General features: G+C 37.2%; 12 protein-coding genes. 9 read left to right on the top strand and 3 right to left on the bottom strand.

Annotated elements, in window-relative coordinates; all coding sequences use genetic code 11:
* Positions 1-335 precede the first annotated feature (335 nt).
* On the top strand, positions 336-1,442 hold the full coding sequence (locus BM183_RS18440; protein WP_091688769.1) for an alpha/beta hydrolase: 1,107 nt from the start codon (positions 336-338) through the stop codon (positions 1,440-1,442).
* 130 nt (positions 1,443-1,572) lie between these two features.
* On the opposite strand, the gene BM183_RS18435 is transcribed toward BM183_RS18440, so the two are convergent.
* Together BM183_RS18435 and BM183_RS18430 are read right to left on the bottom strand one after the other, a co-directional pair.
* Positions 1,573-2,859, bottom strand: coding sequence for a LysM peptidoglycan-binding domain-containing protein (locus BM183_RS18435; RefSeq protein ID WP_091688767.1), 1,287 nt, complete (start codon positions 2,857-2,859; stop codon positions 1,573-1,575).
* 62 nt (positions 2,860-2,921) lie between these two features.
* Positions 2,922-3,773, bottom strand: coding sequence for a helix-turn-helix domain-containing protein (locus BM183_RS18430; protein WP_091688765.1), 852 nt, complete (start codon positions 3,771-3,773; stop codon positions 2,922-2,924).
* A 152-nt stretch (positions 3,774-3,925) separates the two neighbouring features.
* On the opposite strand from BM183_RS18430, the gene BM183_RS18425 reads away from it, so the two are divergent.
* From BM183_RS18425 to BM183_RS18395, 7 genes are all read left to right on the top strand, one after another.
* Complete coding sequence (locus BM183_RS18425; protein WP_091688763.1) at positions 3,926-4,999, top strand: Gfo/Idh/MocA family protein; 1,074 nt, start codon at positions 3,926-3,928, stop codon at positions 4,997-4,999.
* A 37-nt stretch (positions 5,000-5,036) separates the two neighbouring features.
* Entirely contained in the window at positions 5,037-5,783 is a 747-nt protein-coding gene (locus tag BM183_RS18420) for a sugar phosphate isomerase/epimerase family protein (protein ID WP_170848079.1), read from the top strand.
* A 79-nt stretch (positions 5,784-5,862) separates the two neighbouring features.
* A complete protein-coding gene (locus BM183_RS18415) occupies positions 5,863-6,828 on the top strand; it encodes a sugar phosphate isomerase/epimerase family protein (RefSeq protein ID WP_091688759.1) in 966 nt (321 codons plus the stop codon).
* A 19-nt stretch (positions 6,829-6,847) separates the two neighbouring features.
* Complete coding sequence (locus BM183_RS18410; protein WP_091688757.1) at positions 6,848-7,900, top strand: Gfo/Idh/MocA family protein; 1,053 nt, start codon at positions 6,848-6,850, stop codon at positions 7,898-7,900.
* A 675-nt stretch (positions 7,901-8,575) separates the two neighbouring features.
* The gene (locus tag BM183_RS18405; protein WP_091688755.1) at positions 8,576-9,100 is read left to right on the top strand and encodes an RNA polymerase sigma factor; all 525 of its coding nucleotides are present in this window, start codon (positions 8,576-8,578) and stop codon (positions 9,098-9,100) included.
* Entirely contained in the window at positions 9,090-9,611 is a 522-nt protein-coding gene (locus BM183_RS18400; protein WP_091688753.1) for a hypothetical protein, read from the top strand. Before BM183_RS18405 ends, BM183_RS18400 begins: the two co-directional genes overlap by 11 nt.
* A 128-nt stretch (positions 9,612-9,739) precedes the next feature.
* On the top strand, positions 9,740-10,462 hold the full coding sequence (locus BM183_RS18395) for a TraX family protein (RefSeq protein ID WP_091688751.1): 723 nt from the start codon (positions 9,740-9,742) through the stop codon (positions 10,460-10,462).
* Here BM183_RS18395 and BM183_RS20600 read toward each other — a convergent pair.
* Positions 10,455-10,616 (bottom strand): helix-turn-helix domain-containing protein, encoded by a 162-nt coding sequence (locus BM183_RS20600; RefSeq protein ID WP_242961049.1) that lies wholly within the window; start codon positions 10,614-10,616, stop codon positions 10,455-10,457. The genes BM183_RS18395 and BM183_RS20600 overlap by 8 nt on opposite strands.
* Positions 10,617-10,738: 122 nt before the next feature.
* Between BM183_RS20600 and BM183_RS18390 the strand changes: the two genes are divergently transcribed.
* Complete coding sequence (locus BM183_RS18390; RefSeq protein WP_091688749.1) at positions 10,739-11,656, top strand: DMT family transporter; 918 nt, start codon at positions 10,739-10,741, stop codon at positions 11,654-11,656.
* Positions 11,657-11,758: the final 102 nt, after the last annotated feature.

Raw genomic sequence — 11,758 nt, 5'->3', positions numbered from 1 at the left:
GTGTTTTTACCAATATCAATACCTAAATAAAACATAGAACACCACCTGAAAAAGTATTTTAGATAGTTTTCCTCTGAACTGATAAACGTTACCGCCTTATTGCATATACGAAGTACCCTGAAAGGGTCAACATCCAACTTATTCGTAAACTGTTTATCAGACAGAGGCATCAGTCTTTCGATAACGAGGTCATAAAAATGCCTCAAGGAGAAATCGATGTCACTCTATCTAATACAAACATTATACAGAAACATTCTGTATAATGATACAGTTAATAAAGGGTTATAGGTTACCTTTATCAACCTAAATATATTATATAAGGAGATGAATCAAAAATGAGCCGTAAATATTCACAAGAACTGTTAAATAAAATAATAGAAAGACAAGAAATAGTTAATATAAAGGGAGCAGCAGTGCTGGTAAAAAATATACCAGATAATGATGAAAAAGGGATAATGGATCCACGTTATTACAGCGATATGAAAAAGCCAATAGCTTTGATGAAATTTATACCCAAAAGGTTATTTAAAATGGATACTTCCCCAAAATCAATTGCAAGGTTAAGAAAGATGTTCGGTGGAATTAAGAGTATCCCAATCGTTACTAAGAAGATTGATATTATTCATGATACTGTAAAAGCTGCAGATGGATACAAAATACCAATCCGCATTTACAAATCAGAAACGGTAAAGGAAAATGCGCCAATCCTTTATTATATTCATGGCGGCGGCTTCTTTGGTGGTTCAACGGATGTTGTTGAAGAATTAGTAAAACTAATTGTTGAAAAGACAGATATCTTAGCAGTGTCGGTTGACTATCGTTTAGGCCCCGAGAATCCATACCCGGCAGGACATGAAGATTGTTATTCCGTATTAAAATGGATTTATGGTAAAGCAGAAAGTCTTGGTGGTAACATAAATAACATTTTCGTAGCAGGTGACAGTGCCGGTGGAAACTTAACTCAATACTGTACTACAAAAGATATGGAGCAAGGATTGAATATGGTAAAAGGGCAATTGTTGCTTTATCCTACTTTAAATATGGCTAATGTGGAAGATGAATTCTTTAAGTGGAGCAAAGATGAATATGAGATTGCTCCAAAGCATAAAACTGGCATAGAAATGATGCTGGGAATGTTTGAAGGATTATCAGCAGGGTTAGGCCAGATTTTAGGTACGACTGATAGTAAAAATGAATACTTAAGTCCGTATATTAGAGATCCCAAAGGACTTCCACCTACATTTATTACCGTTGGAGAACATGATTTTCTAAAAGTAGAATGTTTGGCATATGCTGCAAAGCTTACTAAGGCAGGTGTGGAAACAAAAACCGTATTATACAAAGGCTTAGGTCATGCTTATGGAGATAATGTTGGAGTATACCCACAAAGTGAGGATTGTGCAATGGAAATGGGTAACTTCATTCTAAAATACAGCAGATGAGAAAAGAAGATGAAATTTTTGTCCTTGTTCATATCTGGGCCTGTAACAAAACTAAGGCTGGTAAGCTTATAAAACTGCTTCCAGCCTTATTAACTATCATAGAATAGCTTCAGATTTTTAACACTTTCCATCAAAATTCTAATTTTTCTATATCATACAGATTATTTATCACAAGCCACATTTGGGCGAAAAAGTACATATTATTCCATATAGATACCCCTTGCAACCCATATTCCGGTATTAGCCTAGTCAATCTATCTATACTTCTGGCATCCTTAAACCATATATTATGCAGCGTTCCATCTACATTATAATAAAAAAAGTAGGATGCGGCTGCTACTTCACTAAATTGTATGGGTACTCCGTTATCTGCAGCTATTTGAATTGCTATGTCAAATGTGATTGCATTTGCCACTGTATACCCAGGAATATATGGAAGCTCCCAATCATAACCAATTACAGGCATTCCAAGTACGAATTTATCGGGGGGAGCCATATTTACAGCATGGTTAATTGTCTCCCTTACAATATTAATGGGAGTCACCGATGTGGGGGGTTCCAAAGAATATCCCCACTCATAAGATAAAAGCAGTATTGCGTCAACATATTGATATATGGCTGAATAGTCAATGGTTTCATAAGTTATTTCGGTTCTTTCAATATCTACTCTGGGTGTTACGGTTACTGTATATCGTAACCCTTCGTTTTTTAACCGTGTACTCATTTTTATAATAAAACTTTCAATCAGATTTTTCGTTTCAGGATATATATATTGAAAATATTGATTCAGGCCATAAAATCCCTTTGCTTTAATAGTAGCTATAATATTATCTATCATATTGCCCTGAGCATCAGGATTATTCAGGATAGCAAGAGCTGTTTCCAAGCTTCCGACTCCCCGTTCTGATATAGTGGATACTAACATCATGGGAAAAACACCATATTCTTTTGCCATGTTTACAATATCCTGATCGTTAAGAACGTTAATATTTCCATTGGCATCTACCCGATAATCAAACACTGTCAGAAAAGTTAAGAAAGGTAATGTTTTTCTTAATATGTTTCTGTCTACATAGGAAGAAACATATCCGCCTACTGATAAACTGCCGATTTTATCTGTTTCATTGGTTATTGTAATAGTTTCACCAGTATAGAGGTTGTTTCTGTCTGATAAATAAGGATTATTTCTCAAAATCTGCATTATAGTAACATCATGCATCACTGCAATACTTTCTAAGGTTTCCCCTTCTTGTACGGTATGAGTTAATAAAGGGTAGACAATTACGATAGTTTGGCCAATTGCCAGATTAGAGGGGTTTTTTATCTCATTTTCCAGTATTATTCTATCTGCTGGAAGGTTATAAAGCTCTGCAATAGATGTAATTGTTTCTCCGGGTTGCACAACATGTATTATCATATATATTCCTTATTTAAGCTTATATTAAGAATATATGTCATCTTTCAAAGAAAATACCTTTCCTATGGCTGATTAACTGACTTATTTGCAGAATGCCTCAGGGCATCATTTTCCTTAAATACATCCACATATTTGCTTGGGCTGACACCAAATACATGCATAAAAGCACGGTAGAAAGTTCGCATACTGTTAAAGCCGGCACTCATTGCAGCCTGGGTAATGGATTTCTCACCATCTAACAGCATACCTGCAACCTGCCTGCAACGTAATGCGTTGATATATTCACTGATGCTGCACCCTACGTGTTTGTTGAATATATGGGAAAACCGGCTGGCACTGTAACCGAATTCGTCAGCAATGGATTTAAGAGACAGTGAATTTTTGTAATTATTGTTAAGGTAACTTAGAATATTACGAACCAAAGCGTCATCATCTTTTGTAGATTTATCTTCCAGTGGAATATTTTCTGTCAGTAAAGCCAAAATCACATGAATATACCCTCTGATAGCCGTAGAGTCAGGGGTTTTTTGTTGCAGTTCGCAGCAACGCCGCATACAGCGGGCTACTTCCTTATTTAAAGAATTATTGAATATTTGGCATAAGGAAAAGTTTTGCCCTGCCAATATCTTTTGAAAGGACGGTATGTAAGAAAGAGGTATAATCATTACAAGTGTTTCTGATTTTACAGGTGTTAAAAACCGATGTACAGTATAACTTGGTACCAGTAGCAGTTCCCCGCCTTGTACACAGTAAAACTTCCCATTTAAGGTTGCTTCCATGGTACCGTTGCGCACATATATAAGTTCCAGAGCACTGTGAAAATGAGGTGCGCAACTATTATTTAAGGAATACCAGAAGGAAGGAAGAGACTGGTTATCCCGGGATATTTCGTAATCATACATCTGATTGGACATTTGAATTCTCCTTTTTCACAAAATAGTAGCTAATTATGGCACAAAATATATTATTTACGGCAAGCATATACCGCTTAGTTATATTATAATTAATTCATAGAAGAATACAAGTACTTAAATTCCCAATATAATCTATGAAAGGATGAAGACATATGAAAACATTAAAGCTAGGAATCATCGGATGCGGCGGTATTGCAAATGGAAAACACCTGCCCTCCATCAAAAAAGAAGGCAGTGCTGAAATTGTTGCCTTTTGTGATATCATTGAGGAACGTGCCATAGAAGCTGCAAAAAATTATGGCACTGAGGATGCCAAAATTTTTACCGATTACCGGGAATTAATCCAACTGGATTTGGATGCCGTTTATGTTTGCACACCTAACCGCTCACATTGTGAAATCACTGTGGCAGCTCTCAATGCAGGTAAACATGTAATGTGCGAAAAACCAATGGCTATCAATTACACTCAGGCCATAGAGATGGTTGAAACAGCGAAAAAAACCAATAAACTGTTAACCATCGGTTACCAAAACCGTTACAGGGGAGACAGCAATTATCTTAAGCAGGAATGTGTAAATGGTGAACTGGGCGATATATATTATGCAAAAGCAAAAGCCATACGTCGTCGGGCGGTTCCAACATGGGGCGTATTTTTAAATGAGTATGAGCAGGGTGGAGGTCCTCTGATCGACATCGGCACTCATGCTTTGGATCTAACGCTGTGGATGATGAATAACTACAAGCCTAAAAGTGTAGTAGGCACCATATACCACAAGCTTAACGGGGAGACGCAGCCTGCCAATGCCTGGGGACCATGGGATCCTGAAAAATTCACTGTGGAGGATAGTGCTTTTGGATTTATCATTATGGAGGATGGTGCAACTATTACGTTGGAAGCCAGCTGGGCCCTTAATTCACTGGATGTCCATGAGGCTAAAACTGTACTGTGCGGTACCAAGGCCGGTGCGGATATGCTAAATGGGCTGACTATCAACGGAACAAAAAATGACCGCCAATATGAGCTAAAACCTAACCTGGAAGCAGGAGGTGTTGCTTTCTATGACGGCAATGCTACTACTCCAGAAGTGATAGAGCAGCAAACTTTCTTTAACGCTATTCGAGGTAAAGGTGAGCTGGTTGTACTACCGGAACAGGCCGCAGTAGTCACACAGATTCTAGATGCTATTTATCAATCTGCCAGAGAGGGACGGCAGATCATACTGTAAATATAATGGTGCTAAAACACCGGAATCGGAGGTTCATATGAGTTTAATCAAGGAGTTTAACTTACAGCTCTATTCAGTAAGGGAGCTGATCAAGGATAATTTTCCCGGTGTACTAAAAAAGGTTGCCGAGATTGGCTACACTGGAGTTGAATTTGCGGGATATGGAAATCTGCCAGCCAGCCAAATGCAGGAATTATTAGAAGAAAACGGGTTAAAATCCATTAGCAGCCATGTATCATTGGAACGACTGCTTGGTGCCTTGGATGAGGAACTAAGTTATAACCAACAGATTGGGACACAGGCTATAATCGTGCCTTATTATTCTATTGCAACGGCTCAAGATGTGGAAAAACTGGCAGAACAGCTTGCACCTATTGCTAAGGCTGTACGCAGTGCAGGCTTTACCTTTGGCTACCATAATCATGCTCATGAATTTGCAAAGTCAGAGGATGGTGTAACCCTTCTGGATCTGCTTATGCAATTGACCGATCCCAAGGATGTAATGCTGGAATTAGATGTTTACTGGGCAGCTTATGCAGGTGTAGATGTGTTGACATATATGCAAAAGCAGAGGGACCGCATTCGATTACTGCACATTAAGCAAATGGCTGATTTTGAAAGCAAGAAGTGTGTGGATTTAGACGAAGGCGTGTTGGACTTTGACAAGATCATACGTAAGGGATTGGAAATCGGTGTACAGCACTGTATTTTGGAGCAGGAGGAGTTTGCCGAATCACCGTATCTAAGTTTAGAAAAAGGCTATAAACACATTATGAATCTATAGTTTTTGGATAGTGTAAAGTAAGCTATGAAAACTTATACAGTAAACATGGTTTATAAGAACCTTGAAAAGGAGGATTTCTATGAAATTAGGAGTATTAACAGTACCGTTATATGATCGCAGTGCAGAAGAAGCATTCCGTTATCTAAGCAGTCTGGGTGTGCAGACAGTGGAGATTGGTACCGGTGGTTCACCGGGAAGTAAGCATTCCAATCCCCAGGAATTGCTTTCAAGCGAGACTAAGCTGCAAGCTTATAAGGATATGCTTAAAAAATATAATTTGGAGATTAGCGCATTAAGCTGCCATTCCAACCATGTACATCCTAACGAGGACGTCCGTATACAGGCTGCCAGGGATTTCACTCAGACATTGCAGCTGGCAGAAAAACTGGGAGTGGATACGGTAGTCAGCTTTTCCGGATGCCCCGGTGACCATGAGGGTGCTAAATACCCTAACTGGGTGACCTGCTCTTGGCCTACAGATTACCAACAGGTGTTGGATTACCAGTGGAATGAGGTTCTGATTCCCTTCTGGAAGGGTGCAGCTGCCGAAGCAGCCAATTATGGCGTTAATAAAATTGCTTTGGAATTACATCCAGGCTTTTGCGTATACAATACTGCTACATTGCTTCGCTTAAGAGAAGCGGTAGGCAATGCCATAGGTGCCAACTTTGATCCAAGCCACCTATTTTGGCAAGGGATTCATCCGGCTGAGGCCATCAAAGCACTAAAGGGCGCAATCTACCATTTCCATGCCAAGGATACTAAAGTGGATGCTGTCAATACGCATATCAACGGTGTATTGGATACCGGCAGCTATGGCGGCCTATCAGACCGCAGCTGGCTGTTCCGTACGGTGGGTTGGGGCCACGATGCAGATCAATGGAAGGAAATCATCACTGCCTTGCGTTTAATCGGTTATGACGGAGCCATCAGCATTGAGCATGAGGATGCCTTTATGTCCATTGAAGAGGGACTGGAAAAAGCGGTTGCATTCTTAAAGGACATCATTATTAAAGATCAACCTGCCCAGGTATGGTGGGTTTAACATATCAGGAGCTAATACTATGGAGAAGAAAAAACTTAACATTGCAATAATTGGATACGGAGGTATGGGAAGCTGGCATGTTCGGACACTTTCTCATATGAATGATGCCAATCTATGTGGTATTTGGGATATAGATCCTGATCGCAGGGAAGCTGCAGCTGCAGATGGAATTCATGTATACGGGTCGCAGCAGGAGTTACTTGACGACTTAACGGTGGAAGCAATAACCATTGCCACTCCAAATGACACACATTTACCTATTGCACTTGCAGCCATGGGGGCTGGTAAGCATGTAATCTGTGAAAAGCCAGTGGCGTTAAACAGTAACGAACTGACGCAGATGGTTAATTGCTCCAGAGAGAGGGGAGTGCTGTTTACAGTACATCAAAACCGCCGCTGGGATGAGGACTATCTGATTGTAAAAAAACTATATGATCAACAAACTATGGGGAAGGTATTTAATATAGAAAGCCGTGTCCATGGATCACGGGGGATACCAAGTGACTGGCGAAACCAAAAGGAGCATGGCGGCGGCATGGTACTGGATTGGGGCGTACACCTGCTGGATCAGATGAACATGATGCTTGGCAGGCGCAAACCCCGCAGTGTTTTTGCACAGCTGACGAATGTTACCAACGAAGGGGTGGACGACGGATTCCGTGCTATTTTTCAGTTTGACCACCAGCTAACCTTTCTGGCGGAGGTGGGCACCAGCAATTTTATCTCCATGCCTCGCTGGTACATTCAGGGGGAAAATGGAACAGCCGTTATACATGACTGGGAGCTAAATGGTGAAATCGTTATGGTTTCGGATTGGGAAAAACGTGATGCTGTTCCGGTAGTAACCGCAGCAGGTTTGACCAAAACCATGGCACCCCGCACAGATGAAACAGTGAAGAAATATCCGTTGCCTGAAGTACATTCCGACATTGGGGATTTTTACCGCAATGTTCGCGCCTGTATCCACGAGGGAGCACAGCTTCTCGTTGGCCCGGAAGAAGTTATGGAAGTTATGTATATTATGGAAGCCATCTTCCGTTCGGCGGAGCAGAACTGTGTGGTATACCTTTAGTAGACCTATCCATCACAATAAACTATTATGGTATCATAACTTATCAAAAGCAGCAGGAGAAATTAAGTCTCCTGCTGCTTTTGTGCGACAGGCAGTCGCATCAGTCCTAGCCTTAGCTAGGACTATTTTTTGCTTTGAATGAACAATATAACATATAGCAAAAAAACAATGAATTTAACATTCGACTTTTACATTCAATATTTTTTATATAATGTAACGAAAAGGTATGATATATAGTCTAATTATTATAAAGTATAAAGCATTAAATTATTTAGTTGGTAATAATGCAATATGCAACAAAATCAAAGATATTTAAAGGTACTACCCGCTGATGCATAAAAATAGTTTTGGAAAGAAGCTGGAATAATTTCATATAACAATGTGAGACTCAGCAATAACAGGAACATAGGACTATATCATTTATTTTGACAAAGTGTAAATATCTGCCATAGAAAGCTGGTTGTATGGTATCATATAAGTGGAACTCATTTCTAGATTTAGATAAGTTTTTGATCCCGTTTAAATTTTACCACAAACCAGTGAGAAGTAGATTTAATTTTAATAAGATATCATATATAAATTCTGGTGTATCATAAATGTATAAAATTTATTTATATGATAGGTAATTTATCATTAAATGGTTAGGTAAAAAGGTTATCATAGGAGGAAGGTTTTATGTTAGAGGATGATGTTGGCAGTTTGTATGAATACTATTATAATGATTTGTATCGATATGTATATATAATGACTTTAAACTCCTTTGATACCGAAGATATTTTACAAAATGTATTTGTAAAAGTTATAAAAGGAAGAAAAAGTTTTAGGGGAGAAAGCAGTATTAAAACCTGGCTTTTTGCAATTGCTCATAATGAATGTTTGACCTTTTTGGCAAAAGATAAGAGAAAAATATTAGTAGAGTATGCTGACAACATAAGAATAACCCTGGGCTGTGGAGCTGATGAAATATTATTGCAAAAAGAAACAGTTAAAATACTATTAAACTTTATACAGGAACAGGAAGAACCAATAAAAAGTTTATTAATTTTACGGCTGATAGAAGAAAAATCTTTTGTAGAAATCGGTAGAATTTTAAATAAGCCGGATGGATGGTGCCGGGTAAATTTTTTTAGGATGAAAAAAAAGATGATAGATTTATTAGATAATAAGAAAGAAATGAAGGAGAAGCCATATGAAAAATGAAGATTGTATATTGGTGGAAGAGTTATTGCCACTATATATTGAAGACCTTACCAGTTCTCAGGCAAATGTGCTAATAGAAGAGCATCTTAAAAACTGCATAACATGTAATGAAACATTTGAAAAAATGAAAGTAAATGTTCATATCACAACGGAACCCTCTAAACCGAATAAGAAAACACTTCGTTATATCAGCTGTATTAAAGTTTGGTATTTATTGTGCCCTCTATTAGCATTTGCTTTTCTCAGATTTAATTTGAATATAATGTTGCATTTATATGAGGGAATATTAGCCCTATTCAGCCTCAGTTGCATTGTTTCGGAAATATATCATAGGGCAGCCTGGTGGGATAGAGAATGTGTGGAACTTCAAAAAGAAACAAGAGAAGATGTAAAAAGAAAGAGGGGAAGGTTTTATACAAGACCTATCTTATTAGCCATTCCTTCCCTATTGGTAATTGCAATGTTGGAGTTACCTGGAATTATAAATTACATTTCTGATTATATGGTATAGCAAATATTTCCCTGCTTTGTATTTGACAATAAAAGGTAATCCATTTAAATAGTAAGATTTTATATAATAAATTATAATTGATTAAGACAACAGAAATTACGGATTTAATTTTAGGAGATAAAAATAATATGAAAAAAATTAAACTAGACAGATTTCAAATGAAATTATTTATGGCACTTTTAATGGTTTTGGACCATATAGCTTTTTTTATACCTGAAAGTTTGGTATTGATTTTTCACGTTGCCACAAGAGTAGTAGGAGTATGGTTTGCATATATTGCTGTAGAAGGTTTTATATATACAAGTAATCTGAAAAAGTACATTTTTAGATTATTTTCATCGGCGGCCTTTATGTTTGTAGGTAATCATTTACTGACCTTATTATTTAAAGATCGGGGTATTGTAGTTCAAAATAACATATTTTTAACATTGGCAATCGGTGTGCTAATGCTAACCGCATTAACCAAAATCAAGAGTAAAATGGTGGGTTATCCATGTATTGCTGTTTTACTGGTGGCTGGAGTTTTGATAGCAGAAGGCGGTATGACGATACTTCCGTTTATGCTTATAACGTACTTGACTTACGGTAAAAACAAATACAGAAATATCGGCTATTTATGTCTTTCAGTTATTTTGTTCTTGATGTCATTTGTAAATTACGAAGATTTAATAACAACAATAGAAATGTTAGCGTTTAACTCGGACTTTATGTTTATTTTTGTTATTCCTTTTCTGTATATGTATAATGGCAAAAGAGGAAATAATTCCAAATTTGCAAAATATTTTTTCTATGTATTCTATCCGGCTCATTTATGGATAATTGCAACAATTGCATACATTGTTTCTAAATAAGTATAAGAACCAGTAACGTTCTTATTACAGTACTTTTATTGCATTGATAGGTTTCAGATAACCTGCGTATAGAGGAAATTTTTTCACCCTGTTTATATATACCGCTTTTTATCATGGTTTCAATCTCATTTAATAAGGTCAGATATTTGTACATTTATCATAGCCTCCATCTATGCACTGATACACATTTGACTTTCTTTCTATAGTAACATATGGTAAATTAGACTAAAATAGAGACATGTAATATTCATACTAAAATAATAGGAGACTTAACATATGAAAAATAGTAATAGCACAAAGGCATATCTTGCCGCCATATTATATGCCCTTATTATAGGATTATCCTTCCTTTTTACAAAGATAGCCTTAACTGTGACCAACCCTATGAATATTCTGGCACATAGGTTTACAATCTCTTTTATTGCAGCCTCAATTCCGGTTTTATTGGGCTGGATAAAGCTGAATATAAGGGGAAAAGATATTCTTTCTATTTTGCCCCTTGCTTTATTCTACCCAGCACTCTTTTTTGCATTTCAGGCCTTTGGATTAGTATATATATCTTCCTCTGAAGCCGGAATTATTCAAGCCACGGTTCCTGTCTTTACGATGATTCTGGCAGCTGTTTTTTTAAAAGAAAGTATGAGCTTCCTGCAAATGATATCCTTGTTGCTATCAGTATGCGGAGTTATTTATATCTTTCTTATGAAAGGTATTGACCTAAAATCCGCAAGTTTTACAGGTATTATATTAATTATATTATCAGCACTTTCTTCCGCCTGTTATAGCGTGATAACAAGGAAAGTATCAAAAAAATATAGGCTAATGGATCTAACCTATATAATGATTGTTATTGGCTTCTTAAGTTTTAATACAATATCACTTGCTGATTACATTATTAAAGGCACTCTTGTTAATTATTTTAAACCCTTTACAGAACCGCTGTTCCTGATTTCAATTTTATATTTAGGAATATTATCATCATTGATAACATCTCTGTTAACAAACTATGCTTTGTCAAAAATGGATGCGACTAAGATGAGCGTATTCAGCAATTTATCTACATTAATTACCATGTTAGCGGGAGTTATCTTCTTACATGAGGAATTAAAAACTTATCATATATTTGGAGCAATTATGATTATTATTGGAGTAATTGGTACAAATTTTTTTGGTAAAAAGAATAATTATCAATAATAAGTTATATCTCCTGAAGACATAAAGAAAGCCCTTTGGGGTAAGCCTGAGAATGAAATGGGGTTGGCAAATCTCTCAGGCACCCCTGGGCTATGCAGGAAG

It is taken from the genome of Anaerocolumna aminovalerica (assembly GCF_900115365.1).
Classification (GTDB): Bacteria; Bacillota; Clostridia; order Lachnospirales; family Lachnospiraceae; genus Anaerocolumna; species Anaerocolumna aminovalerica.
The sequence above is the reverse complement of the archived record's forward strand: the minus strand, read 5'-3'. Positions and strand labels throughout refer to the sequence as shown.

Excerpts from the sequence above, each read along its gene's own strand:
- BM183_RS18420 (WP_170848079.1), top strand. The coding sequence starts at position 5,037 with ATGAGTTTAATCAAGGAGTTTAACTTACAGCTCTATTCAGTAAGGGAG.
- BM183_RS18410 (WP_091688757.1), top strand. The coding sequence starts at position 6,848 with ATGGAGAAGAAAAAACTTAACATTGCAATAATTGGATACGGAGGTATG.
- BM183_RS18425 (WP_091688763.1), top strand. The coding sequence starts at position 3,926 with ATGAAAACATTAAAGCTAGGAATCATCGGATGCGGCGGTATTGCAAAT.
- BM183_RS18390 (WP_091688749.1), top strand. The coding sequence starts at position 10,739 with ATGAAAAATAGTAATAGCACAAAGGCATATCTTGCCGCCATATTATAT.
- BM183_RS18395 (WP_091688751.1), top strand. The coding sequence starts at position 9,740 with ATGAAAAAAATTAAACTAGACAGATTTCAAATGAAATTATTTATGGCA.
- BM183_RS18430 (WP_091688765.1), bottom strand. The coding sequence starts at position 3,773 with ATGTCCAATCAGATGTATGATTACGAAATATCCCGGGATAACCAGTCT.
- BM183_RS18415 (WP_091688759.1), top strand. The coding sequence starts at position 5,863 with ATGAAATTAGGAGTATTAACAGTACCGTTATATGATCGCAGTGCAGAA.
- BM183_RS18400 (WP_091688753.1), top strand. The coding sequence starts at position 9,090 with ATGAAAAATGAAGATTGTATATTGGTGGAAGAGTTATTGCCACTATAT.
- BM183_RS18440 (WP_091688769.1), top strand. The coding sequence starts at position 336 with ATGAGCCGTAAATATTCACAAGAACTGTTAAATAAAATAATAGAAAGA.
- BM183_RS20600 (WP_242961049.1), bottom strand. The coding sequence starts at position 10,616 with ATGTACAAATATCTGACCTTATTAAATGAGATTGAAACCATGATAAAA.
- BM183_RS18405 (WP_091688755.1), top strand. The coding sequence starts at position 8,576 with ATGTTAGAGGATGATGTTGGCAGTTTGTATGAATACTATTATAATGAT.
- BM183_RS18435 (WP_091688767.1), bottom strand. The coding sequence starts at position 2,859 with ATGATAATACATGTTGTGCAACCCGGAGAAACAATTACATCTATTGCA.